Origin of the sequence: Ahrensia sp. 13_GOM-1096m, from assembly GCF_000620605.1 — a bacterium.
Lineage (GTDB): Bacteria > Pseudomonadota > Alphaproteobacteria > Rhizobiales > Rhizobiaceae > Ahrensia > Ahrensia kielensis.
The window spans coordinates 708,493-732,679 of the sequence record NZ_JIAX01000006.1; the positions used below are offsets into that span (position 1 = coordinate 708,493).

At 47.2% G+C, this 24,187-nt stretch carries 22 protein-coding genes and 1 pseudogene; 8 read left to right on the forward strand and 15 right to left on the reverse strand.

The features are described 5' to 3' along the window. Positions 1-164: 164 nt before the first annotated feature. Genes N530_RS0103750 through N530_RS0103760 form a run of 3 tightly spaced genes read right to left on the reverse strand, consistent with a single transcriptional unit; the run spans position 165 to position 2,592 of the window. Complete coding sequence (locus N530_RS0103750; RefSeq protein ID WP_026479621.1) at positions 165-1,028, reverse strand: fumarylacetoacetate hydrolase family protein; 864 nt, start codon at positions 1,026-1,028, stop codon at positions 165-167. 18 nt (positions 1,029-1,046) lie between these two features. Beyond that, the gene (locus N530_RS0103755; RefSeq protein ID WP_026479622.1) at positions 1,047-1,844 is read right to left on the reverse strand and encodes an SDR family NAD(P)-dependent oxidoreductase; all 798 of its coding nucleotides are present in this window, start codon (positions 1,842-1,844) and stop codon (positions 1,047-1,049) included. A gap of 13 nt (positions 1,845-1,857) precedes the next feature. Then, positions 1,858-2,592 carry an SDR family NAD(P)-dependent oxidoreductase gene (locus N530_RS0103760; RefSeq protein ID WP_026479623.1) on the reverse strand — a complete coding sequence of 245 codons (735 nt, stop codon included), beginning with the start codon at positions 2,590-2,592 and terminating at the stop codon, positions 1,858-1,860. A gap of 407 nt (positions 2,593-2,999) precedes the next feature. On the opposite strand from N530_RS0103760, the gene N530_RS0103765 reads away from it, so the two are divergent. The 6 genes from N530_RS0103765 to N530_RS0103790 all read left to right on the forward strand — a co-directional run bounded on the left by N530_RS0103765 (position 3,000) and on the right by N530_RS0103790 (position 8,082). Further along, positions 3,000-4,016, forward strand: coding sequence for a DctP family TRAP transporter solute-binding subunit (locus tag N530_RS0103765; RefSeq protein WP_026479624.1), 1,017 nt, complete (start codon positions 3,000-3,002; stop codon positions 4,014-4,016). Positions 4,017-4,129: 113 nt separating this feature from the next. Next, a complete protein-coding gene (locus N530_RS0103770; RefSeq protein WP_051540729.1) occupies positions 4,130-4,870 on the forward strand; it encodes an SDR family NAD(P)-dependent oxidoreductase in 741 nt (246 codons plus the stop codon). 57 nt (positions 4,871-4,927) lie between these two features. After that, complete coding sequence (locus N530_RS0103775) at positions 4,928-5,356, forward strand: cupin domain-containing protein (protein ID WP_026479626.1); 429 nt, start codon at positions 4,928-4,930, stop codon at positions 5,354-5,356. A gap of 67 nt (positions 5,357-5,423) precedes the next feature. Continuing rightward, positions 5,424-5,948 (forward strand): TRAP transporter small permease, encoded by a 525-nt coding sequence (locus N530_RS0103780; protein ID WP_026479627.1) that lies wholly within the window; start codon positions 5,424-5,426, stop codon positions 5,946-5,948. Position 5,949: 1 nt separating this feature from the next. After that, the gene (locus N530_RS0103785) at positions 5,950-7,236 is read left to right on the forward strand and encodes a TRAP transporter large permease (protein ID WP_026479628.1); all 1,287 of its coding nucleotides are present in this window, start codon (positions 5,950-5,952) and stop codon (positions 7,234-7,236) included. A 45-nt stretch (positions 7,237-7,281) separates the two neighbouring features. Next, positions 7,282-8,082, forward strand: a complete 801-nt coding sequence (locus N530_RS0103790; RefSeq protein WP_026479629.1) for an IclR family transcriptional regulator — start codon at positions 7,282-7,284, stop codon at positions 8,080-8,082. 167 nt (positions 8,083-8,249) lie between these two features. On the opposite strand, the gene N530_RS0103795 is transcribed toward N530_RS0103790, so the two are convergent. The 9 genes from N530_RS0103795 to N530_RS17365 all read right to left on the reverse strand — a co-directional run bounded on the left by N530_RS0103795 (position 8,250) and on the right by N530_RS17365 (position 20,629). Next, positions 8,250-8,984: an ABC transporter ATP-binding protein gene (locus N530_RS0103795; RefSeq protein WP_211097820.1), complete on the reverse strand. Its 735-nt coding sequence runs from the start codon at positions 8,982-8,984 to the stop codon at positions 8,250-8,252. A 5-nt stretch (positions 8,985-8,989) separates the two neighbouring features. Next, the gene (locus N530_RS0103800; protein ID WP_211097821.1) at positions 8,990-9,847 is read right to left on the reverse strand and encodes an ABC transporter ATP-binding protein; all 858 of its coding nucleotides are present in this window, start codon (positions 9,845-9,847) and stop codon (positions 8,990-8,992) included. Continuing rightward, positions 9,844-10,755, reverse strand: a complete 912-nt coding sequence (locus tag N530_RS0103805; RefSeq protein WP_026479632.1) for an ABC transporter permease — start codon at positions 10,753-10,755, stop codon at positions 9,844-9,846. The genes N530_RS0103800 and N530_RS0103805 overlap by 4 nt, the downstream gene beginning before the upstream one ends. Positions 10,756-10,770: 15 nt before the next feature. Then, positions 10,771-11,808 (reverse strand): ABC transporter permease, encoded by a 1,038-nt coding sequence (locus tag N530_RS0103810; RefSeq protein ID WP_051540747.1) that lies wholly within the window; start codon positions 11,806-11,808, stop codon positions 10,771-10,773. Between the two features lie 36 nt (positions 11,809-11,844). After that, on the reverse strand, positions 11,845-13,443 hold the full coding sequence (locus tag N530_RS0103815) for an ABC transporter substrate-binding protein (protein ID WP_026479634.1): 1,599 nt from the start codon (positions 13,441-13,443) through the stop codon (positions 11,845-11,847). Positions 13,444-13,492: 49 nt separating this feature from the next. After that, positions 13,493-14,554 (reverse strand): dipeptidase, encoded by a 1,062-nt coding sequence (locus N530_RS0103820; RefSeq protein ID WP_026479635.1) that lies wholly within the window; start codon positions 14,552-14,554, stop codon positions 13,493-13,495. A gap of 119 nt (positions 14,555-14,673) precedes the next feature. Continuing rightward, positions 14,674-16,305 carry a bifunctional diguanylate cyclase/phosphodiesterase gene (locus N530_RS0103825; protein ID WP_211097822.1) on the reverse strand — a complete coding sequence of 544 codons (1,632 nt, stop codon included), beginning with the start codon at positions 16,303-16,305 and terminating at the stop codon, positions 14,674-14,676. A 10-nt stretch (positions 16,306-16,315) separates the two neighbouring features. Then, complete coding sequence (locus N530_RS0103830; RefSeq protein WP_051540732.1) at positions 16,316-18,088, reverse strand: ATP-binding protein; 1,773 nt, start codon at positions 18,086-18,088, stop codon at positions 16,316-16,318. A 564-nt stretch (positions 18,089-18,652) separates the two neighbouring features. After that, positions 18,653-20,629, reverse strand: coding sequence for a bifunctional diguanylate cyclase/phosphodiesterase (locus tag N530_RS17365; protein WP_051540733.1), 1,977 nt, complete (start codon positions 20,627-20,629; stop codon positions 18,653-18,655). 223 nt (positions 20,630-20,852) lie between these two features. Between N530_RS17365 and N530_RS0103840 the strand changes: the two genes are divergently transcribed. Both N530_RS0103840 and N530_RS19305 read left to right on the forward strand, forming a co-directional pair. Beyond that, positions 20,853-21,893, forward strand: a complete 1,041-nt coding sequence (locus N530_RS0103840; protein WP_026479638.1) for a class I SAM-dependent methyltransferase — start codon at positions 20,853-20,855, stop codon at positions 21,891-21,893. A 358-nt stretch (positions 21,894-22,251) separates the two neighbouring features. Further along, positions 22,252-22,503, forward strand: a complete 252-nt coding sequence (locus N530_RS19305) for a DDE-type integrase/transposase/recombinase (RefSeq protein WP_247869158.1) — start codon at positions 22,252-22,254, stop codon at positions 22,501-22,503. On the opposite strand, the gene N530_RS19310 is transcribed toward N530_RS19305, so the two are convergent. The 3 genes and pseudogenes from N530_RS19310 to N530_RS17370 all read right to left on the reverse strand — a co-directional run. Next, positions 22,434-22,709, reverse strand: a complete 276-nt coding sequence (locus N530_RS19310; protein ID WP_026479639.1) for a hypothetical protein — start codon at positions 22,707-22,709, stop codon at positions 22,434-22,436. The genes N530_RS19305 and N530_RS19310 overlap by 70 nt on opposite strands. A 60-nt stretch (positions 22,710-22,769) precedes the next feature. Further along, on the reverse strand, positions 22,770-23,564 hold the full coding sequence (istB, locus tag N530_RS0103850; protein WP_026479640.1) for an IS21-like element helper ATPase IstB: 795 nt from the start codon (positions 23,562-23,564) through the stop codon (positions 22,770-22,772). Continuing rightward, positions 23,554-24,187 (reverse strand): annotated as a pseudogene (locus N530_RS17370) (IS21 family transposase); the annotation flags it as partial. The pseudogene N530_RS17370 and the gene istB, both read right to left, overlap by 11 nt.

A 24,187-nucleotide genomic window follows, 5' to 3' on the forward strand; every position in this document is an offset into this window, starting at 1 on the left:
AAAAACTCAAGTTTAAGTTCAGTTATCCAATGCGTTTAATAATTTTAGAAAAGGCTCGAATGTGGAAACTGCGTTGTGTGATGCAAAAATTGTCGCGTTGGTCTTTTGCATCCGCTTTAAGTTCGTCTAGAAAGGCCAACGCAACCTCAAAATATATTGCTTAATTAAATTGAACTCTCCACCTTGTTTTTAAGCTCTCCCAAGCCTGTCGCGCGAACGACAATCTCATCTCCATCTTTAAGGAATTCAGCAGGAGTGCGAGCCATGCCAATGCCGCTCGGTGTGCCTGTTAGAAGAACGTCGCTGGGGTAAAGCGTCATTCCAAAGGATAATTCGCTGATTAATTGTTCAACGGTGAAGGCCATTTGAGTTGTTTTTGCATGCTGCCGACGATCACCATTCACAAAAGTCTCTAACGTTATTTTAGACATGTCAACTTCATCCGCTGTGACCAAATAAGGTCCCATCGGTGTGCATTTGTCGATGCTTTTGCCTTTTAGCCACTGGCCACCATGGCGTCTTTGTAGATCGCGTTGCGAGACATCATTGGCAAGCGTGTATCCAAAAATGTAATCACTGGCTTCGTCTTCTGGTATGGAGCAGCCTTCACGGCCGATCACAATGGCTATCTCTCCTTCGTAATCCCACTTGTTGGATATTTTTAAATCGAAGGGGATTGAGCAATGCGCGCCTGTTAATGCGTTCGGAGCTTTCGTAAAAAAAGTGGGTGCTTCTGGACGTTCAACTTCTTGGCCGTCGCGTTTTCCCACACCTTCTTCAAAGTGATCCCAATAGTTCCAGCCAGTGCACAGGACATCGCGTCCAAAGCGGCGAATAGGTGGTAATAGTGTGACGCTATCTAAGGGCACACGTTCCAATTGCGTGGCGGGAATAGTATCGAGAGTATCAAGACCATTTTGGATTAAAGACACCATATCACCGCAGGCCTCTGGTAACAGGATGATATCTGCTTCATCTACCCAGCCAATGCGTTCGGTTGAACCTGTTTTTACTGTCGCGAGTTTCATTGGAATTTCCTGTGTATCTTATTCTTTGCTAGATTGGTCTTCGTACATGCCTGCCTCTTCCGAAACTTTTCGGTAGGCTGCACCGGCAATAAAACCGCCATCGATCACGATGTCTTCGCCTGTTATGAAAGATGCTTCATCGCTTGCTAAATACAAAACGAGATTAGCAATTTCATCGACGGATGCTGCGCGCTTTAACGGTGTCATGTTGATCATTGGCTCCAAATGCGGTGCCGTTGTATTCAGATCTGTGAGAACTAATCCTGGGCATATGGAATTGACGCGAATATTGCTTTGCGCAAATTCCATCGCTGCAGCTCTCGTAAGGCCGCGCAGTGCCCATTTGCTCGCAGTATATGCTGGATCATAATGTGCAGAATAGGCCGCATTAGAAGATACATTTATGATTGCGCCGCCGCCATTTTTAGCAAGCAAGCGCTCTGCCTGTTTGATACCTAAGAATGCGCCCGTGATATTAATATCGAGCAATCTATGCCACGCCTCGGGGGAGGTGTCTTTTATTGATGTCCGATTAATAATGCCTGCATTGTTTACAAGGATATCGAGCCTTCCAGACCATTGCTCCATTTCAGCAATTGCAGCACTCCAATCGTCGACATTGGTCACGTCCAGATGTTTGTAACGCACATCATAGCCTTGAGACTGCAATTCTAACGCTGCTTCATTGCCTTGCTCATCAAGTACGTCGCAAATCATAACCTTTGCGCCTTTTTTGGCGAGCATCGTGGCTTCAGCCAATCCTTGTCCGCGTGCAGATCCGGTAACTAAAGCAGATTTTTCAGTAAAGTTGGTCATGGGTATCCTCGTTTTAATAGGTTGCGCGTCCGCCAGACAAATCGTGGATAGCGCCGGTTGAAAAACTACATCCAGGTGATGCTAACCAAGTGGCCAATTCCGCCACTTCATCAACGGTGCCGGCTCTGCCAAGTGGTATTTTCGTTAAATTCTTAGCAACGACTTCAGGTGCCATTTGTGTCAATAAATTAGTTTGTATGAGTGCTGGCGCAATGGCGTGAACACGAATCTCTGTATCGGCAAGTTCGCGCCCAAGCGCTTTTGTCATTGCGATCACACCAGCTTTAGCGGCAGAATATGCAGCCATGCCGGGATTGCCTTCTTTACCAGCGATTGATGCTAATGAAATTATGCGGCCTGAGCGCTTTGGATCCATATATTTTAAAGCAGCTTTTGTGCAATAAAATGAGCCGTTTAGATTTACATCGAGCGTCTTTTGCCAATCCTCAATATTGCAGTCCTTGATGTCTGCGGTATGGCCAGTGATGCCTGCACTGTTGACCAGAATATTGATGCTGCCGACTTCTTGGAAGTAGCTTTCCATCGCTTTAACAACACCTTGGTAATCTGTTATGTCTACAATTCGACTTCTCAAGTGCGACGTTTGATTTGCTGACAAGTCCCAGACTTCCACATGCGCGCCAGAGCTAGAAAGCCTATCTGCGATCGCCTGACCAATCTCGCCTGCGCCGCCTGTAACGATGGCGTGGCATCCGGTTAAATCATAGGTATTTTGTTTGTGCGCCATGTTCGTTTCCAGTGCCAATAGCGTGGTTTTCTTGCTTGCATGAAGGGCTAAAATATAGCTGTTCTTTCACCATTAATATGCAGGCGTGAAAATAGCAAATATATTAAATAGTAATAATTTTCACAGCTAAATTTTATCTGCGTAGAGTTTGTTGGCCTTGAGAGTGTTTTCCATTTAATCCTGTTGTTGCATCAGCAATAAATCTAAATAATTCTTTGAAAACAATTGTTTGAAGAATTGTTGAGTGGGGATATGACGCAGTTATAATTTGAGTTGAGAGATAAAAATGCTGCTGTGCACAATTTTATTTCTATAATTGTAAGTTGACATTTATCGTATTGTAATATTGGTTCGCCTTAATACGTAGCCAGTCCGGTTGCGTGGATGTTATCTTTGGGAGGGAATTCATGACGACCCGTAATGAAACGTTTCGCCGATCTGCCTTGCTACGCTTGTCCGTTGCAGCAGTAATTTCAGTTGCGAGCGCCGGTGTGGCGCAATCGGAAACTATTAAGTTTAGCTACCCAGTGTCACAGGAAAGCCCAATGGGTCAGACTGTCGACCGTTTTGGAGAGCTTGTAGCAGAAAAAACAGGCGGCTCGGTTGATCTACGCCCGTTCCCATCTGCGCAGCTTGGTAATGAAATCCAGTCTATCTCATCGGCTCAAGGTGGCATCATTGAGATGGCAGTAACAACAACTGCTGGTCTTGCCGCAATTGTTCCTGAGTTTAACATGTTCAACCTGCCATTTATGTTCGACAATTACGAACAGTTGGATCAGGTGAGCAGAGGCGAAACTTCAGAGAAAATCCTTGCTAAGCTTGAGCCGTCAAACTTGATTGGTCTTTGTTATTGGGATTATGGCTTTCGCAATATTACCAACAACAAACGTGCTGTGACTAAGCTTGAAGATGTTAAGGGTCTCCGTATCCGGACGATTCAAAACAGTGTGTATCTTGATGCACTTGGTGCTTTGGGCATTAACCCAACACCGCTTCCTTTCCCAGAAACGTTTACAGCACTAGAAACTGGTGCGATCGACGGAAACGAAATTGCAAATGATGTAACGCGTTCTGCATCTTTCTACGAAGTTCAAGACTACCTTACAGAAACACAGCACTTCACAACTCTTTCAGTTGTCTATGCAAGCAAATCCTTCTGGGAAAAGCTAGACGATACGGAAAAAGAAGCCGTTCGCAGCGCCTGTGCTGAAGCGTCAGTTTTCAACCGTGATCTTATTAACTCAGGCAGTGCCGCTACGCTCGATTACCTTAAAGAGCAGGGCATGCAAATCGATGAAATTTCAGCAGAAAGCCTGCAGGAATTTCGCGATACAGTTAAGCCAGTTGTTGATGATGTGACATCTAAATTGGACGCTGAAATCGTAAGCGGTTTCAATGAAGATATGGCCGCTTCTAAGTAAGCTTGCTCAAACTAATCGCTGGCTCTGCTTCTTAATTGAGTGGAGCCAGTTTTTAACTGCAAATTCTAGTGGCCATAAACGCCACTTCCCCTTTCGATTTCGGAGTGAATATCGTGCTCAAAGATAAGATTGCCGTTGTTACTGGTGCCGGAAATACTGATGGCATCGGTTACGCTGCCGCTAAAGCCTTTATCAAAAATGGCGCGAAGGTCATTTTGGTCGATCTGCGTGAGGATGATTTAAAGCGCGCATCAGATGCACTTGGCGGCAATGCAACCGGCATCGTTGCTGATGTGCGAAGCGTAGAAACCTCGAAATCAGTTTTTGAATTCGTACAACAAGAATATGGCCGCCTTGATATCCTTGTAAATAGTGCCGGTATCACGCAGTCGCGCACCACGGTAAACATCACGGCAGACGATTATGACGCGGTCATGGATGTGAACTTGCGCGGTACATTGTTGATGATCCAGCAATCGCTACCTTTAATGCAAAGCGGAGCCTCCATCATTTGCCTTGCGTCCATTGCTGCACAGCGTGGCGGCGGCTTGATGGGCGGACCGCACTATGCAGCCTCTAAAGGTGCTGTTGCGAGCCTTGTGAAATCGATCGCCCGTGATGTGTCGCCTAACGGTATCCGCATCAATGCGATTAATCCCGGTGTGATCATGTCGAGCATGACCCGTGATTTCTACGATGATGAAATCATTGCAAAAGTAATGCCCAATATTCCTATTGGTCGATTTGGCGAAACAGATGATGTGGCTCAGACATGCGTATTTCTCGCTTCTGAAATGTCCTCCTACATCACTGGATCTGCGATCGACGTCAACGGCGGCATGCATATGAACTAACTCTATGCCCCTGTTTAAAATATGGATGAACATCCAAAACGGTTAAGGAAAAATAAGATGAATACCAACGTTGTGCCAGTTGTTACGCGGGCAAATGAGCTTGATGGAAGTACCAGCCAATCAGGCGATTGTGTACGCAAATCAGGCGTTAGTCCTCAGCACACGCCAGCTCAAAAAATCTGGTTTGGTCAGGTCTCTAACGAGCCAGGTTTTCGCTCGCCGCCGCACCACCATGGTGAGGCTGAAACTGGAGGGTATGTTCTTCGTGGGCATGGCCGTATTTACTTCGGCGAAGACTATGCCGACTATATTGATATGACAGATGGTGACTTCGTTTTTGTGCCGCCTTTTATGCCGCATGTCGAAGTGAACATGAGCACGACAGAGCCTTTGGTTTGGCTGACCTGCCGAACACCAGACAATATTGTGGTAAACCTTCCTGACGTAGATGACAGCCAATTAAGTGGTTACCGCAGGGCTGTTTAGATTTGACTATGAGAAGCAAGACAACACAAGTTGTTGCTTTGAATTTGAGATCCGAAATGGGAAAAACATGGCCAGAGCTGTAGAGTTTTATTTTAAGATATTAAAATGGCTGATGGTCATGTGCCTCCTGGGCATGATTGTTTTGGTCTTTGGAAACGTCATCCTGCGATACCTTTTCAATTCAGGAATTACTCAATCTGAGGAATTCTCGCGTTGGCTATTTGTTTGGATGGTATTCATTGGTTCAATCGTTGTCTTACGTGACAATGGGCATCTAGGTTTAGAGTTCATTGTAAACAGTTTTCCGAAGCCAATACGTGTAACTTGCTTGTTTGTTGCCCACCTTCTCATGCTTTTCGGAACGTGGCTCATCATTGAAGGCACGTGGATTCAAACCTCAGTAAACCTCTATACATTTGCGCCAGCTACAGGGTTTTCCTTGGCGTTTTTCTATGGCGTTGGACTGATATTTGGCGCTTCCACTGGCTTAATTCTGCTGCACCGTCTCTGGCTCATTGTGACCGGTAAAATGGATAAAATGGGCTCAGTTGATGAAGAATTAGCAGCATTTGATATTGCGAAAGTGAAATAACGTGACACTTATAATTTTTGTTGTTTCGCTACTGGGTAGCATGGCCATCGGCATACCTGTTGGGTACGCCTTGATCATGACTGGTATCGCCTTGATGTACCATCTTGGCTTTTTTCAAGCGCAGATTGTCGCCCAAAACATGCTGAATGGTGCAGATAGCTTTCCGTTGATGGCTATCCCTTTCTTCATGTTGGCCGGTGAGGTTATGAATGCTGGAGGATTGTCAAAAAGGATTGTGAACCTTTCTGTCGCGGCGGTTGGCCACATTCGTGGTGGCTTGGGTTATGTTGCAATTCTGGCAGCTATTATTTTGGCCAGCTTGTCCGGATCTGCAGCAGCAGACACCGCAGCCTTGGCCGCAATCCTTGTGCCGATGATGATCAAAGCAGGTCATGACAGTGGCCGTTCTGCTGGACTGATTGCTTCTGCTGGAATTTCAGCTTTGATTATTCCGCCTTCCATTGGATTTATTTTGATCGGTGTTGTCGGCAATATTTCGATAACCAAAATCTTCATTGCAGGCATTGTGCCTGGTATGATCATGGGCCTTTCTTTAGTGGTTACTTGGTATATCCTCTCACGAAAGGAAGTTGGCACAACGACAATAGAGCGGGTTCCGCTGAAGGTCGTATTGCGCGAAGCTTGGGCTGGAATCTGGGCGCTTATGCTACCCGTTATCATCCTTGTAGGCCTGCGGTTTGGTGTGTTCACGCCAACTGAAGCGGGCGTTATTGCCGCGGTCTATGCTCTATTCGTAGCATGCTTCATCTATAAAGAGCTCAATGTTGCTGACTTGTTTGACGTGTTTTTAAACGCAGCCAAAACGACTTCTATGGTTATGTTTCTTGTTGCGGCCGCGTTTGTCTCTAGCTGGATGATTACCGTTGCAGGACTTACTGCCCAGATCAATGACATCATTGCTCCTTTTGCGGAAAGCCCGACAACATTAATGTTCGTTATTGTCTTGCTGGTTTTGGTAATTGGCTGCGCAATGGACATGGTGCCAATTATCTTAATTCTTGTGCCTGTTTTCCTACCTTCGATAAAAAGTGCAGGAATTGACCCGGTCTATTTTGCTGTTGTATTTATGATCGCTGGGGCCGTTGGATTGCTCACGCCACCTGTTGGCTCCGTGCTAAATGTTGTTGCAGGCGTATCCAAGGTGCCTCTGCCAAAAGTGATAAAAGGAATATGGCCATTTATTATTGCGCAGGTTGCTGTTCTAATATTATTGATCGTATTTCCAGAAATCATTACGCTACCGGCAGCTTTTTTAACGGGAGAGTAAAGTATAGAGTTAGATTGATATGCCACATGCAAATGAAGGTTGGATTTGAACAGTTTAGATAAAATGCTCGCGATATTAAACGGGTTTAACGAAGATAACCTGACAATCGACGTCAATCAGGCGGCAGAATTGTCTGGCTCTTCGCGGCCAAGTGCATATCGGTATATTCAAGCAATGACTCGCTCCGGCTTGCTCACACCGGCTAGTGGCGGTAATTACACGATAGGGTCTCGTGTTATCGAACTGGAAATGCTCAAGCGTGAGAATGATCCTTTACTGACTGCAGCTGGTAATTTGATCCGCTATCATGCCGAAGAAATGGGCATTAATATAATGCTGTGCAGTTATTACGGCGACAAAGTGCTGTGCGCCGACCTTGCATGGACTGACCATAGCATCCCTCAAATTTATAAAGCTGGGCGTGCGATGCCTATCTTTAAAGGAGCGATGGCTAAGGTTATTTTGGCGCACCTGACTAAGTCTCAGCTTAAAAATATTTATTCTTGGAGCCAAGATAATATAGCGGAAAATGGGCTAGGCAGCAGCCTAGAAGAATTCACAGATAATATGAAAGAAATACGCAAAGCCGGTATTTGCATTACCCATGCAGAAATCTTTGATGGGCTTGTTGGTATTGCTGCGCCGGTCTGTGACAATGAAGGCAGAGTTTTGGGCAGCGTTGTATTTGTTCTAACGGGCGAGCGAACGGACAAATTTAGCAAGGACGAACTTGCCGTTGAAATTCGCAATATCGCCACGGATATTGAACAGGGCATTCTACGTAACAAAAAGTTTCATGATGCAGGCCCTGTTGTTGCCGCAAGACCTAGACGTTTTAAGATCTGACGAAGCTCGCTACCTATTTATTGTTTGCTATCACCGTCCAAAACAAGGATCATAGTTTGCTCTGTCGCAAAGAGTGACTTGGGGCGCAATCAGCGGATGCTTATTTCCTTAGGCGCTTTCTTTATTCATGTGCTGAAAACGGCTGCGGTCCGGCATGGTTTTGCTATTCAAAGCGACGCTTTGAATAGCTGTTGCGTATAAGGGTGCGCAGCATCCATTTTGCGCAGGGCGTCCACGCTCATAATCTCGACGATATTACCACTTTTCATAACGGCGAGACGGTCACACATATGCGCGACGACCGCAAGGTTATGCGAGACCATCAAATAGGTAAGGCCACGGTCCGCACGTAAATCAGTTAGCAGATTGAGAATTTCGGCCTGTACCGAAACATCCAGAGCTGAAGTCGGTTCATCCAGTAAAAGCAGCTCTGGTTCTGGTGCAAGGGCGCGCGCAATGGCGACGCGCTGGCGTTGCCCGCCAGACAGTTGATGCGGATATCGGAAGCGGAACTTTTGACCAAGCCCGACATCGTCTAGCAACTTTACAACTCGGTTATCGATGTCTTGGAAGCCATGCAGTTGCAGCGTCTCGCCCAATACCTGATCTACTGAATGGCGAGGATGCAGAGAGGCGTAAGGGTCCTGAAATACCATTTGGACTTGTTTGTAGAATGCCTTTGGGCGTTTTTTGGCGATTGGTTCGCCGTCGATGCTAATGGCTCCAGACCAATCAGGTGCCAGCCCTGTGATTGCACGCAAAATCGTGGATTTACCTGAGCCACTTTCGCCGACGAGGCCAAAGCTTTCACCGCGTGCCACTTTGAATGTAGCGCCTTTGACCGCATCTACATGTTGAAGATGTTTGCCGAACCAAACGTTCAGGTTATTTACGTCTAGCATGCTCATTACCGACCACTCACACTTGGTGCTTTCGACCATTCAGGATCGCGTTCTAATACTACAAGCCTCTTACTCGGAGCGTCCAGACGGGGCAGGGAGTTTAATAACCCTCTGGTGTAGGGGTGCTTTGCTTCATGCAGGTTTTTGGCGTCACAGACTTCAACGACACGGCCCGCATACATAATCAAAACGCGGTCACAAAAGTCGGCAACAAGGTTCAGGTCATGGCTGATAAAGAGCAGCCCCATACCGCGCTCTTTTACAAGCTTGTCCATGATATCAAGCACTTGCCGCTGAACGGACACATCTAAGGCTGATGTGGGCTCATCTGCGATCAGGATTTCGGGGTTTGGAATCAGCATCATGGCGATCATGATACGTTGCCCCATGCCCCCTGACATCTCGTGTGGATAGGCCTGCATCACACGTTCAGGATTGTCGATTGAAACGGCTTCAAGCATTTCCAGAGATTTGCGATAGGCATCAGATTTACTTGCGGAATTATGCAGTCGATAGGCTTCGATGATCTGATCGCCGATGGTCATCACCGGATTGAGCGAAAACTTAGGATCCTGCATTACCATGCTGATCCGTTGACCACGCACGGCGCGCATCTCCTTTTCGGTTTTGTCGAGTAAATTTACGCCATCAAGTTTGATGTGATCTGCTTCGACAATACCAGGTTTGCGGATAAGTCGCAAAATGGCACGTCCTGTCATGGACTTGCCTGAACCGCTTTCGCCAACAATGCCTAAACGCTCACGCCCGAGGGTAAAGGACACCCCGCGAACGGCATCAAAGATGCCATTGCGATTGGGGAATTTTACCCAGAGGTTTTCGACATCAAGTAAGTTGCTCATCATTCACCCGCCTTTGGGTCAAGCACATCGCGCAGACCGTCGCCCAGAAGGTTGAATGCGAGAGATACGGTGAAAATGGCAAGGCCTGGAACTGTGGCAACCCACCAGTAATCCAGAATAAACCGTCGCCCTTCGGAAATCATGGCACCCCATTCAGGACTGGGTGGTTGTGCGCCAAGCCCAAGAAAGCCAAGGCCTGCTGCCGCTAGAATGATACCAGCCATATCCAATGTGACGCGCACGATCAGGGAGGAAATGCATAGTGGCCAGATGTGTTTGGTAATAATCCGAAATGCGCCTGCGCCTTGTAACTGGATGGCGCTGATATAATCGGACGAGCGGATCGTCAGGGTTTCGGCCCGTGATATCCTTGCGTAAGGGGGCCATGCGGTTAACGAGATCGCCAATACCGCGTTCTCGATACCCGCACCCAAGGCGGCAACAAATGCCAAAGCCAAAATTAAACGTGGGAAGGCGAGAAAAATGTCAGTGATCCGCATGAGAATGGCATCTGTCCACCCGCCAACATATCCAGAAACTGTGCCGACCAGCAGTCCTGCAATAGGGGCAATCAATGCGACTAATGCCACAATATAAAGCGTAATGCGCGACCCATAGATCAGGCGTGACAGGATATCACGGCCAAGGCTGTCAGTGCCAAAAATATGGCCTTCAGTGCCAAGCGGGGCAAGGCGGTTACCTAAGTCCTGTACAAAAGGATCATGTGGGGCCAGCAGAGGCGCAGCTGCCGCAACAATGAGCATCAGCACCAATATGCCCAGACCGATCATGGCCATGGTATTTGCGCGTAAGGTGAGCCAGCCTTGATAAAAAGCGGATATCTTTGCATGACGGCGCGATGTTGGTGTCTCAGTGAGAAGCCACTCGTGTAGCGTTTGTGAATTAGACATATCTGAACCGCCCTTCTATTTCGCTCGGGGGTCAAAGATCTTGTAGAGAAGATCTGAGAAAATATTGAGTAGGATAAAAATCAATCCGACAACCACGGTGCCGCCCATGACTGCGTTCATATCCGCGCTGAGCAGGGCAGTTGTGATATAGCTGCCAATTCCTGGCCAGCTAAAGATGATCTCGGTCAGAACCGATCCTTCCAGCAGGCCCGCATAGCTGAGCGCGATGACGGTTATCAGCTGCACGCGGATGTTTTTAAAGGCGTGCTTCCAGACGACATCCCATTCTGACATGCCTTTCACGCGTGCTGTGGTAACATATTCCGCGCTTAGTTGCTCCAGCATGAAGGACCGTGTCATGCGGCTGATATAGGCCAGTGAATAATATCCCAGAAGCGAGGCAGGCAGAATGATGTGGCTAAAGGCGTCTTTGAATACGTCCCAATTGCCATCCAGAATGGAGTCTACAAGGATTAGGCCTGTAACGCTTGGCACGACATCAATGTAAAATATACCAACACGGCCAGGTCCGCCGACCCAGCCAAGAATACCGTAGAAAATAAGCAGGCCAATGAGGCCAAGCCAGAAAATGGGCATGGAATATCCAACCAATGCCAAAACCCGCGCAACTTGGTCGATCCACGTGCCTTTGTTGACGGCAGCCAAAACACCCAATGGCACACCCAAAACGATCCCGAAGATGATGCCGATTGTAGCAAGCTCCAAAGTTGCAGGGAAAACGCGAGCGATGTCCTCGGCAACCGGGCGTGCATTTAACAATGATGTGCCAAAGTCAAAGTGGATCACATCCCATAAATAATAAAGAAACTGTACTAACAGTGGCTTATCCAGCCCCAGCTTTAGGTACACGGCATCATAACTTGCTTGCGATGCGCGCTCACCCACAATGGAGAGGACAGGGTCAATCGGCATGATGCGGCCGATGATAAAGGTGACAAACAGCAAACCCAGCAATGTGATGGCAATGGAGCCCAAGGTGCTGAGCACGGGCTTCAATATAGACCAGAGTCTGTTAAAAAGAGGCGCCCTCATTGGGCGCCCCGCGTTGCTGTTTTGGGTCAGGGCCATTTACTTAGTGACCTGCCAGTATGCAGCGGAAGTTACCGCTTGGCCTGTCGAGAAGTTCATGACGTTGTCGCGCATTGCTGACTGCTCGATACGTTGGAACATCACGATAAATGGAGAGGTCTCGCGGAATTCTTTCTGAATGTCTTGATACAATTGAATCCGCTTTTCACGGTCGCCTTCGGTCACGGCAGCCTCGACGCTTGCGTTCATTTCGTCGCTTACATCCCAAGCTGTGCGCCATGCCAAAAAGCCTGTTGCGCCCGCTTCGTCAGAATTGTCAGGGTTGTAAGCAAAAGTGCCTGCGTTAGTCTGTGGGTCAGGGTAATCTGGGCCCCAGATACCGACATACATGTCCAGTTCACGCGCACGGTAGCGCCCCAGAATTTGCTTAGCTGTACCAACTGTAATGTTCAGCTTGATACCAACTTGTGCCAGCGTGTTTTGCATGGTTTGTGCGATCTCGATCCGCTCTTGTGCTTCACGAACGCCCGCTTCTATCTCCAGACCTTCAACACCTGCTTCGGCCAACAATTCTTTGGCTTTTTCGATGTTCAGCGAGAAAGGGTTTTCTGTTGACGCACCAAGATATGTTGCAGGCAAGAAGTTCTGATGGGTTGTGTACTGACCCTTCAGGAAGCTTTCTTGCATACCGGCATAATCAACCAGATATTTGAACGCTTGGCGAACTTTAGGTTTGGAAAGTACAGGGTGTTTGCCGTTCAAGGCCAGATACATCAACTGGCCCTTTAGCTCGTCTTCTACCTTTATTTCGCCTGATGCGGAGGCTCCGGCGATGTCTTCGGGATTCAGGTTACGGGCAATATCGATATCACCGCGCTCAAGCAGCAAACGCTGTGAAGCACTTTCGGTGACGTGTCGCACAATAACACGTTCCATTGTTGGCGCTTCACCAGAGAAGTTGGGGTTAAGCGAAAGCGTGACACTGTCGTTTGGCTTCCAGCTGTCCAATTTGTATGGGCCGGAACCTGCGGAGTTGGTCTTGAGCCATGTGTTGCCCATATCGCCATCAACTTCGTTGGCCATAACCGTTTCTTTGTCGACAACAGCGCCTATGGTCGCCGTCAGGCAGTTCAGAATAAACGATGTGGCGTATTTCTTGTCCGTAGTGATCGTGAGCGTGTTACCCTCGGCTTTGATCATTTCGGTTACGTTTTCTGGAGTGAAACCAAACTGGGTCAGGATAAACGATGGCGTTTTGTTCAAAATAACAGTGCGTTGTAAAGAGAATGCCGCGTCTTCAGCCGTCACAGTGTTACCGGATTCAAACTTGTTGCCTTCGCGCATGATGAAAGTGATGGTTTTGCCATCTTCAGAAACGGTCCAGCTTTCGGCCAAATCAGGCTTGTAGCCTGCCTCCAGATCCAACGGATCAAGATAAACAAGGCGACTATAAATATTGCGGCTGACATCGGAGCCCGCAAATTCAAAGCTTTCTGCGGGATCAATTGTGATGATGTCGTCAATCCGGTTTGCGATGACCAGCATGTTGGCAGGCGTTTCCGCATATGCCGCAAAGGACGACATGCTGATGGATACGCCGATCGCTGCAATCGTCAATAGTCGGTTAAATACATTCATGTGTTCAACTCTCCTGTTCAATCTTGTTAAGCAGCGTGAAGGTTTGGGGTTATTCCCCCCATGTTTTTGTCAGCACACGCAACCAGTTCTCGTGGCAAAGTTTGGCCATCAACGCATCGTCATAGCCGTGCTTTTTCATTGCCTGCCGTAGCTTGGGCAAGTCCGCGCAAGAGGTCAAGTCTTGTGGCACAACAGCGCCATCATAGTCAGAGCCCATGCCGACCCGATCTTCGCCAACATGCGCAATCAAATGATCGAGGTGGCGCAACATTTGCTCTAGCGGTACATCGGCCAACATTTTCCCATCATCACGCAAAAATGCGGCTGCAAAGTTAAGCCCGACCATGCCGTCAGTCTCTTTGATTGCGGCAAGCTGCTTGTCGGTCAAGTTTCTGCTGTGGGGGCAAATAGCGTGGGCATTTGAATGTGTTGCGACCAGTGGTTTGGTTGAGTATTGCGCAACATCCCAGAAACCAGCTTCATTTAAGTGAGACAAATCCACCATGATTCCCAACTCGTCGCAGCGTTTGATCAAACGCACGCCATGTTCTGTGAGGCCTTCACCTATGTCAGGTGTACTGGGAAATCTGAACGGCACGCCTTGGCCAAAAACAGTTGGGCGGCTCCATACGGGGCCGATTGAACGCAGGCCTGCTTGGTACAATACTTCAAGCGTATTGAGATCAGGATCAATCGCTTCGGCACCCTCAATGTGAAAGATTGCCGCCATCTTCCCGGATTTCAGGGCTAGCCGAATATCCGCAGCTGTTCGGCAGATGGTTAGCGCACCGCGTTTCTCGAGATCAAAAAGGATGGCAGCCTGTGCCAAAACCACAGGGATCGCGTCTAGGTATTGGATGGGATCAGGCAGAGGGAGATCATACGCCGACTTGGCCATCTCTTTCATTTTGTGGTCCATGTCGGATGGTGAGGGGACATAAACAGCAAAGAAACCGCCGCCAAATCCACCAGCTTCAGCTGAGATGGAATCAATGGCACCGTCACGGCCTGACAAAAAACCTTCTGTGGCTGGTAGGCCGCCCGCGTTGTATAATTTCAAGAGAACGTCATTGTGGCCATCAAAGATCACAGGCGATGTTGTATTTGGCATTTGTTGGAACCTCAAGACCTGCTGATGAATTATTGTAGTTATCTGGTTACTCGCGGAACATTTTCGATAAGCTCCCAATTCTGGGAAGTAGGAGATGTTTATGAACAAAGATCACGCTACTACGATCTCGAATAGTTCACTCTTTTATGCTCCACACGTGTGGGCTCAGCCGGCTTGCGTAGTTCATTATTTCGTTCGGTTTTCATGACTGCTTGTTCTAGAATTATCGGTTTGGCGAAGTAATAGCCTTGGGCAAGCCGAATGCGGGTAGAGGCTTGAAGGTAAAGAAGCTCTTCGAATGTCTCCACGCCCTCAACAATAATTGACATATCGAGCGCGTCGGCAAGTGACTCTATTGCCTTCAAAACACTCTGGCTTCGCGGCCGTAAATGGATGTCAGTAATAAAAGAACGATCAACCTTAATTTCGTCTGCGGTGATATCAGCCAATGCTGAAAGGGAGGAATATCCGGTTCCAAAGTCGTCGATAGAAACACGCGCGCCAATGTTTCGGATCATGGGCAAAACTTCCGCTTGGAATTTGCTTTTTTGCAGAAATGCTTCCTCGGTTACTTCAATGATAAATCGTTTTGCCATACCGGTGGCAACAATTGCCTCAAGAAAGCTGCGCATGAAATCAGGCTTGTCTGCTTGCCGAGCAGCAACGTTGATTGAGATGCTAACCTCGGGGCCAAATGCTTCATCAATCGAGTTTCTTGCAGCCGCAATTTCACTTAAGACAAGAAGTGTGATCTCGTCCATCAACCCCAACTCAACAGCCAAGGTTACAAAGTCGCCAGGTGGTTGGATGTCTCCATATTCGTCTCGCCACCGCAGAAGCACTTCTATGCCCACGACTTCACCAGAACGAAAATCCACTTTAGGTTGGTAAGCGCAGCAGAGCCGCTGATCGCGCACGGCCAGCCGTAGCCTTTGCTCCAGTTTCATTCGCTCATTGGTGGCTTTATCCGTATTGGAATCAAAGAGTTGAGCGCCCCCTCTGGCCCCATTCTTGACATCGTACATGGCCTGATCGGCCTTGGAGTAGAGCTCTTCGAAAGACGCACCATTATCAGGGTATATACTCACTCCAATTGACGCAGATGTTAGGATTTCATAGCCGTCAATAAAAAATGGTTGCTTTAGCCGCGAACTAAATTTCTGGACCAAAAGAGCAATTTCATCTGCGTTTGTAGCAGGAGAGAGCAACAGGACAAATTCGTCTCCGCCAACACGCGCGAGCATATCAGATGGCCTTAGCTCGGCAGAGAGCCTCTCAGCGATTTTGGTTAAGAGCTGGTCGGCGATTGTATGGCCGTAATAGTCATTGACATCTTTGAAGTGGTCCAAGTCAATAAAAGCAAGCGCGAAGCTTGCATTCTCGGCGCCGGTCACTGCAGCGACTGTACGTTCGATCATACTGCGGTTGGGAAGCCCTGTTAGCTCATCGAAATAGGCTCTCCGGTAGAGATCATCTTCTAGCTGACGTTGCTCTGTTATGTCGTAGGATAGTTTTACATGGCATTCATCTGCGCCGATGGGCACTGTCACCTGCGTAATTTGAAGGATGCGCCCCTCCAGCTCAACAATCTCTTGATCGGCAGGCAAACCAGAGTGAACCACTCCGGCTTTGTTGGTGTAATTAAACAGGCCTGACGTCGAGACAGCTGTAATTCCGATAGGAAGCTCATCGACTAACGTGTGGAGCTCGTCATTTACGTGACGCTCCACATTGTGGTTGTTGTTGGTCATGAGGTTGCCGTTACCGTTTGAGAATCTGACGGCGAGCATCGCTTAGCAAGGACGAAATGTCTTCGCCAGTTGCAGCTAGATTGGTCCTAGAGGAAGACAATCCAGCTCTATTCTCGCCAATGTTGCCGGCCTCTTTTGTCGTGCCGCGCCATCTATCGACAACAGATTTGACAAAATCTCTATCCAATAAGGTATTTGCGGGCTTTGAAGAAGAAGGACCGTTGGATTCGCTTCGCGGTAGCATGTCCGGTGCAAGGTTCGTAAACGTTAGCCGAGCTGGTACCGGCATCCCTTCACCAAATCCAACAACTTCGCCTGTTCCAAGTGAGGGTATGAAGTCCAAGAGATCGACGCCGGAATCTCCCACGGCTGACCGCAAAAGAGCTTGATCGAGATCATTAGCCATGCGCATCGCGAAGAGTGTATTACATTGAGAAATGATCGTGGGATCAAGTTCCGCTGGACGTTGCGATACAAGACCAAGAAAGACGCCGTATTTTCGGCCTTCCTTTGCAATTCGAGCGAGTGCGTGCCGTGTTGGTCCAAATCCGGACGAAGGGTTGGCCGCCGCGTAGCGGTGCGCCTCTTCACACACAAATAGTAACGGCATTGCCCCGTCGCTCCAAAGACCGAAGCCGAATGCAAGGCGGCACAGCACACAGACAACGGCATCTGCAACTTCCACCGGCAGACCTGCCATCTGCATGATTGAAATAGGGCGGCCATCTGGCTCAAGTCTGAAAAGTTGGGTCAAAAGATCAACCATTGTGTCTCCACCGACACTGGCGTTCTCAAACATAAAACCGTAACGCGGATCATTGGAAATGGTCTCGATGCGCATCAACAATCGGTGGTAGTTCATTCTTGAGGAACGGTTCTCAAGCTTACCCATTCTATCATCGATGAGTGATAATAGATCCTGAAGAAGATACGGAACTGGCGTGTCAACCGTGAACCCTGAACGCTTTGCATCGATTTTCTTGATGCCAACGCCACCCGAATTCGATTTATAATTGAGATATGTAGTCTTTGCGATCGGAATGAGTTCAGATAGGATTTCAACTTCCTCTGGCACGGCCGGGCGGCCGCCAAAGATCACGTCTGTCAATTCTTCAAAATTGAAAATCCAGAATGGAAGCTTAAAGTTCTTTCGGTCAATGACGTGGGCCTTTTCTCCGAAACACCCACTGTATTCATTATGACCATCCAAAAGAAAGATGCGAACATCGGGGCGGGCACGAAGAATTTCGGAAAGAATTACAGCAACACCGCTGGACTTACCGACACCTGTCGATCCCAATATAGCAAAGTGTTTTGAAATTAGGCTATCCACGTCGATATGCGCATCAATCGAGAGATCGTGGTTTAGTTTTCCAATATTGATTGTACGCTGATCGTCAGGGCTATAGATGAGCCTTAACTGCTCACCAGTCACCAAATTAGCTTTATCGCCTATCGCGGGATACTCTGAAACGCCGCGTTTAAAATGCAGCTTGCCCTCGGCATCAGATATGATCTCGCCTTTTAAAGCGATCTTCGCAACAGCCTTAATGTTCAGGTTCTCGCGGCGCTCAGAACTGCGCGCTGAAACTTCAGTAATCATACCGATTAATTCAACATTGCCCAATTTGATCGACACAAATTTACCAACGGTTGCTCTATCATCACCATCTGGCCAAGGCGCAGGCAGGCCGATTTCCGCTTCGGAACCGCGCGCAGATAAAACATCTCCTATTGGAGTGCCATTTTGATGTTCGCGCATTGCTGGTTGTGTAAAAGACATGGTCAGCTCCAGCTCCTAAAAAATTTGTAAGGATATAAGTACCACTCAAAAGGTTATATAAACGTTAGTTAATTCATTAGCGTTCGAGAGCTGGGCCAAATTTCATCGCTTTTTCCAAATATACGTAAAGTAACATTCAAAATTTGATAGCGGGTGACTTCAAGGTGATTGCTTGTCTGTAGTCACGCTGTGTACGGAACCAATTATCCCTGATTGCGTTTGTCATGTAAGTAACATCACAAAGGAGAGTTCAATGCGTGCAATTCTTTTATGGGCAATTGGTATTCCCATTCCAGCAATAATTTTGATCTACTTTTTGTTCTAATCGTGGGGTGGCTACGCTCAAACGTCGACACTGTATCAAAAAGCTGTAGTAGAGACTTCGCCGTCAATATAGGTGATCTAAACTCTTTAAATACTTATGTGTCGATCGGTTTTCTGTCTCATCATTACCATCATGGAGTAAATGATGAGCCGAAAACTCTTCCTCACGCATCTTGGCCAATCTGTCCATTAGGCGTTGATGTCAAACGGACTTACCGCCCGCTAAAGATGACGAGCAAGTTATGCAGTTCCGACTAGTTTGAACAAATTGTTACAAAATCTATTCGCAGGTACACCAATGTGATATCCTTGCATGTAATCCACTCCAAGTGCCTTGAGCATAACCTGCTGTTCAGATTTCTCCACACCTTCTACTAGAACGCTCAAGCCTCTGTTCTTAGCAAGCGTGATAATGTCTTGAAGCATTTGTTCACCTTGAGAATTTGAACTGTCATGCAAAAAGAGGCGGTCGATTTTAACCAAATCAAATTCAATGTCTCGGAGCCATTTTAGGCCGGCATAACCTGTGCCGAAATCATCAAGCCATATCTTGATGCCGTTGGAGCGTAGTTGTCTGATAGCATTTCTGACGAGTTCGTCTTCCAGTATATTGATAGTTTCCGTAATTTCGATAGCCAAGTTTTGCGGCAATAAACCATGTCTTTGTATTGAAGACATAACAGTAAGAGGGAAGCCAGGCTTGCGTAACTGCACGACTGATACGTTCACACTGATCACTTCACCAGTTGGGTGTCGTCCATAATCATAACAAGCTTGATCTATAATCCATTCACCAAGCTCGCACAGGAGGCCACTCTCTTCGGCTATTGGTATGAAAAACTCCGGACTTATATTATTTCCATTTTTGTCCAAAATCCGCATAAGCGTCTCATGACCGAACAGATGTCCCGTGTTCGCATCAATTAAGGGCTGATAAACAGCATTAATTCGATTTTCGCTAATTACATTCTCAATCGATTTTAACACGTTATAACTAGAATGATCTTCACTAATCGTATGATCATCGAACACTCTAAAGGTTGCTCGGCCGCCTGATTTCGCTCTATAGAGCGCGTGGTCCGCTTCCTCTGTCAACTTTACGAGAGTAGGGCCGCTAGATAGCTCTGCGTAAGTGGCTCCAACACTGACTGTTATGATGCTGAGCGCATCTGTACGGCCAGGGTGCGCCATATTCATGTTACGCACTTCGTCACAAACTTCAGCGGCTATTTTCTTGAGTTCTTTAGAAGCACTCATAGTACATATGATGATAAATTCCTCACCGCCATGTCTGCCTACAATTGCATTATATCGCTCTGCGACACGCAGAAGTGCTGCCGTCATTGCTTGAAGGCAGGTATCTCCTGCCTGATGCCCTAGAAGATCATTGTAGCTTTTGAAATAATCTGCATCGATAAGCAAAACGCCGCAATATTCACTGTCGTTCTTCCTCTTGTCCACAATAAGTGAAAATTTTCGTTCGATAGCTCTCCGGTTGGCCAAACCAGTCAATGGGTCTGTTTCAGCTATTTCAAGAAGTGTTTGGTTGTGCTTGATTGCTTTCTTTGTTCTCTGACGCGTATCGAATTCACTTAAAAAATGATCGTATCGGGCAGCGTCCATCTGCCAAGAGACGTAAAGCGAAAGTACGAAGCAATTTATGAAAAATAATGCAGTCGTAACATTAACCCAATGCGGAAGGTTATCAATATACATAGCGTTACAAGCATAACTCACGGTAATTGCGAGTGAAGCTATGACCGCAATATGAAATTTAAATCTAAAATAAAGATTAGTTCCGAGTATGAATATTGCACCATAGACAGAAAAGAGCGCGAAATTGACTTGAAATGTGGTTTGCCGAGCTACAATTAGCCATGTGAGCGACCCAATTACAATTGCTGAAGCGCCCAACCATTGGAGCTCCTTCAATGGCCGTTTTAGGAATAGAGCAATTTCAATAAAAGAGACTGTAACGACACCGAGCAACACGCGCAAAATGACGAGTTGTTCATTGATGTCTGGGAATAGATACCAGTCGAATACGCCATAGAAAATATAGCTTAAAGCAGCTAACCACATGCCAACGCGCAAAAGCTCTCGATTTCGTCCGGAATCTCTAATTGAAAGCAGACGACCCACAGTTGGGTTACGCCGTTTTTCTCGGAGTCTGTTAAGAATCGTTTTCTTAAACTTGCTCTGCGGTTTTGAATACATTGTGTGCTCAGCTTCACGTTGGACTAATGCCGTAACTGAAACCCTACATTCTCACTTCGATCAGACTTCATTACTTTGAGTAAATGTAGCTCCGTTGAGAAAAATAAATGTAAATGTCAGCGATCAAATGGAAAAACTGGTTAACAACGACTTAACGAGTGCTTGAATATGTGTTGATAAAGGGCTTCAGTGATATTGCTCCGATTTTCGCAAAGGATGAAAAATGCCCAAGCCCAGTTTCGCTCTTGATAAATATTCCGCAGTTACGCCAGAAATAGCTGATAAGGTGCTTTACGGTGGAACGGACGCTGCTGAACCAGTCAAAATGATTGTTTCACGAGGTCAACTCATGCTGGCATTAGAGTTGGCTCATCGCGAATTTAAAGGTGATACTGAGCCTGGCAAAATTGTAGCTAAACTAGCTCAAAATTTACATGAATTACGCAAGAGCGCAGGATTAGCAATTTGGAAAGAGCTCATTCCTATTGCTCAAAATCATGCCGTTCGTTCCTATCTGTTGCAGGACCCATTCACGAAGTGGTCATTTGAAAAACCAAGAGGATATTCGGGGGACGCGACTCTTTTGGATATCTATTATCAGCACGACAGCGCCAAAACCATTATTGATGAAGCCACTGAGCTTGGGAGGGATATTTATCATTATACAAGCAATGCGGATAGTTCAGTAGCTGGCCGCGAGCGCTGTGATATTCTAACCAGCTATGTGGATGCAGCGGCAAGCGAAAACTCAGATGCCGAAATTTTATCAATTGCTTGTGGCCATTTGCGTGAAGCAGAAAAATCAAAGACTTTACACTCTGGTAATATGCAGCGCTGGGTCGCTTTAGACCAAGACCCTGAAAGCTTGGCAACAGTTCAAGCTTCAAATCCGGATAATGCTGTTCAAGCAATTGAAGGGTCTGTTCGTGGAATTTTAGGGCGTAAATATAAATTGGGTGAGTTTGATCTAGTTTACGCATCAGGTTTGTATGATTACTTAACGTTGCCTGTTGGTGTAAAGTTGATGCAGCGGTGCTGGGAGATGGTTAAGCCGGGAGGAAAATTGTTGTTCGCAAATTTCAGTGATGAAATAAAAACGGATGGTTACATGGAAACATTCATGGATTGGCCACTCATATTGCGAAATGCTAAGGATATGGAAGAAATTGTTAATGGCAGCGTCGATCGAAACGCGATTGACCTTAAGGTGTTTTATGGCGCGAACAGGAATATTGTGTATGCGGAAGTCACTAAACTTGCTTAAGCCGATGCTATCACAGAAACATGTCGTCTCTAAAGAGTTACGGTAATTTTTAGTCATGATAACGAAAAACACTTTTCAGTATTTCAAGACTTCTCCCCAAATTGTAAAATTAGCAGTGATGTATTATCTGCGATTACCGCTTAGATTGCGGCAAGTGGAGGATGTTTTGCATGAACGTGGAATCGATACTTGTCATGAAACTGTACGTTTTGGTGGAATCGTTCTGGCCCCTTATTGGCAAAACAGGTTCGGCACCATCAAGCAGGCACCACTTAAGCTAACGTTGGCACATTGATGAAGTTTTTGTCAAAATCAACGGTGAAATGCTATCTCTGGCGCTATTGATAACCAAGGCACGGTGCTGGAAAGCTATGTTTCGAAGCGTAGAGATTGCAATGTCGCATTGAAAATATTAAAGAACTTGCTTTCCAAATGCGGTACTCCAACTATAGTAGTAACTGATAAGCTATGCTCCTACGGTGTTGCTTTGCGAGATCTTGGTATCCGTAACCGCCATGAAACAGGGCAATATCAGAACAATCAGGTTGAGAGTTCGCATTTAAATTTTCGGCGCGAGAACGCGCTATGGGGCGCTTTCGATACTTGGTAAGTTTGCAAAAGTTCTCGTTTATTCATGTCACCGTTTTCAACCAATTTAGCCATCAACGTCATTTCCTGAGCCGTCACAATTTCAAGCATATTGCATCGCCCCGCGTTTCCTAGACACCCTGCGGTTTTAATTTCTGCTTTTTTCATAGCCTGCGGGTGAGAGCATCCCATTCCTAGCTTGTTTACGCTTTGGATGTTGATTTCCATTCAGAAGTGACCCGGGTTTTTCATTGAGAACTGACCCACCTTTAGTTTATATTTGTTAGGTCATGTTTGGGTCAAGACATGATTTTTCTCCTTGTTTGTTTGCGCTGCTGCTGTCGAACTCGCCTTGAATCGAAAGCTATCATTTCCAGTCTCTAATATGTGGCAACGATGTGTAAGTCGGTCGAGTAAAGCTGTTGTCTTTTTAGCGTCCCCAAAGACCGTGGCCCATTCACTGAAGCTGAGGTTTGTCGTGATGATGACGCTTGTGCGCTCATAGAGCTTGCTCAGCAGGTGAAAGAGAAGCGCGCCACCAGATGCGCTAAAAGGCAGGTATCCCAGTTCGTCCAGGATCACGAGATCTAGCTTGATAAGGCTTTCTGCAATCTTTCCGGCCTTACCAATATTCTTTTCCTGCTCAAGCGCATTGACCAGTTCGATGGTTGAGAAGAAGCGAACCTTTCGGCGATAATGCTCTGCGGCCTGAACGCCAACGGCAGTAGCGGCATGCGTTTTTCCGGTCCCAGGGCCACCGATTAGCACGACGTTTTGCGCGCCATCCAAGAACTCGCAGCGATGAAGTTGTCGCACAGTGGCCTCGTTAATCTCGCTGGCTGCGAAGTCGAAGCCCGACAAGTCCTTATAAGCAGGGAAGCGAGCGGCTTTCATATGATAGGCTATGGATCTCACCTCCCGCTCTGCCAGTTCAGCCTTTAGCAACTGAGTGAGCATCGGCACCGCAGCATCAAAGGCTGGCGCGCCTTGATCTGTGAGGTCGGTGACAGCTTGTGCTATGCCGTACATCTTCAGACTACGGAGCATGATAACAATGGCGCCGCTGGCAGGGTCATGACGCATGATTACCTCCTACGTTCCGAGTGCGAAGTCCGTCATAGCGTTCGACATTCGCCTTTGGCTCAAGGCTTAGAGCAAGGGCTTGTGGTGTGTCTACATTGGGTCCGTCCGTCGCCTTTCTGTCGATCAACCTGTGTAGTAGATTCAACACATGGGTCTTGGTCGCGACACCTTCAGCTAAGGCCATTTCCACGGCTACAAGCACAGCCTGTTCGTCGTGGTGCAGCACCAATGCCAAGATATCGACCGACAGTCGTTGCCTTCAAACGACGAGAGAGACACGGTCACCGCCAGGACGTTGCAGCATTAGGTCCTGCAACGTCCTGAACGCAGGCGGTAGTTCTGCAAAAGGTGCGCCATTCCTGAGTGCTCCTGGCTTGCGCTGGATGACTGCTAAGTAATGCCTCCAGTCATAAATCGTGCGCGCCAGATTTTTATGTGAGCGGTCGATAATGCGTGTGTGTTCGCACAAAATATGACCTTCGGCGGCTACAGCAAGCCGTTCGGGATAGACCCGTAAACTGGCAGGCCGGTTAGCAAAAGATGCAGGAACGCTGTAACGATTGCGTTCAAAGTTGATCAGACATGTAGGGGAGACTCGCTTGCTATGTTCGACAAAGCCATCA

Excerpts from the sequence above, each read along its gene's own strand:
- N530_RS0103760 (WP_026479623.1), bottom strand. The coding sequence starts at position 2,592 with ATGGCGCACAAACAAAATACCTATGATTTAACCGGATGCCACGCCATC.
- N530_RS0103825 (WP_211097822.1), bottom strand. The coding sequence starts at position 16,305 with ATGACCAACAACAACCACAATGTGGAGCGTCACGTAAATGACGAGCTC.
- N530_RS0103800 (WP_211097821.1), bottom strand. The coding sequence starts at position 9,847 with ATGATGAGCAACTTACTTGATGTCGAAAACCTCTGGGTAAAATTCCCC.
- N530_RS17365 (WP_051540733.1), bottom strand. The coding sequence starts at position 20,629 with ATGTATTCAAAACCGCAGAGCAAGTTTAAGAAAACGATTCTTAACAGA.
- istB (WP_026479640.1), bottom strand. The coding sequence starts at position 23,564 with ATGCGTCATGACCCTGCCAGCGGCGCCATTGTTATCATGCTCCGTAGT.
- N530_RS0103765 (WP_026479624.1), top strand. The coding sequence starts at position 3,000 with ATGACGACCCGTAATGAAACGTTTCGCCGATCTGCCTTGCTACGCTTG.
- N530_RS0103775 (WP_026479626.1), top strand. The coding sequence starts at position 4,928 with ATGAATACCAACGTTGTGCCAGTTGTTACGCGGGCAAATGAGCTTGAT.
- N530_RS0103755 (WP_026479622.1), bottom strand. The coding sequence starts at position 1,844 with ATGACCAACTTTACTGAAAAATCTGCTTTAGTTACCGGATCTGCACGC.
- N530_RS0103750 (WP_026479621.1), bottom strand. The coding sequence starts at position 1,028 with ATGAAACTCGCGACAGTAAAAACAGGTTCAACCGAACGCATTGGCTGG.
- N530_RS19310 (WP_026479639.1), bottom strand. The coding sequence starts at position 22,709 with ATGGAAATCAACATCCAAAGCGTAAACAAGCTAGGAATGGGATGCTCT.
- N530_RS0103810 (WP_051540747.1), bottom strand. The coding sequence starts at position 11,808 with ATGAGGGCGCCTCTTTTTAACAGACTCTGGTCTATATTGAAGCCCGTG.
- N530_RS0103830 (WP_051540732.1), bottom strand. The coding sequence starts at position 18,088 with ATGTCTTTTACACAACCAGCAATGCGCGAACATCAAAATGGCACTCCA.
- N530_RS0103815 (WP_026479634.1), bottom strand. The coding sequence starts at position 13,443 with ATGAATGTATTTAACCGACTATTGACGATTGCAGCGATCGGCGTATCC.
- N530_RS0103840 (WP_026479638.1), top strand. The coding sequence starts at position 20,853 with ATGCCCAAGCCCAGTTTCGCTCTTGATAAATATTCCGCAGTTACGCCA.
- N530_RS0103780 (WP_026479627.1), top strand. The coding sequence starts at position 5,424 with ATGGCCAGAGCTGTAGAGTTTTATTTTAAGATATTAAAATGGCTGATG.
- N530_RS0103820 (WP_026479635.1), bottom strand. The coding sequence starts at position 14,554 with ATGCCAAATACAACATCGCCTGTGATCTTTGATGGCCACAATGACGTT.
- N530_RS0103795 (WP_211097820.1), bottom strand. The coding sequence starts at position 8,984 with ATGCTAGACGTAAATAACCTGAACGTTTGGTTCGGCAAACATCTTCAA.
- N530_RS0103805 (WP_026479632.1), bottom strand. The coding sequence starts at position 10,755 with ATGTCTAATTCACAAACGCTACACGAGTGGCTTCTCACTGAGACACCA.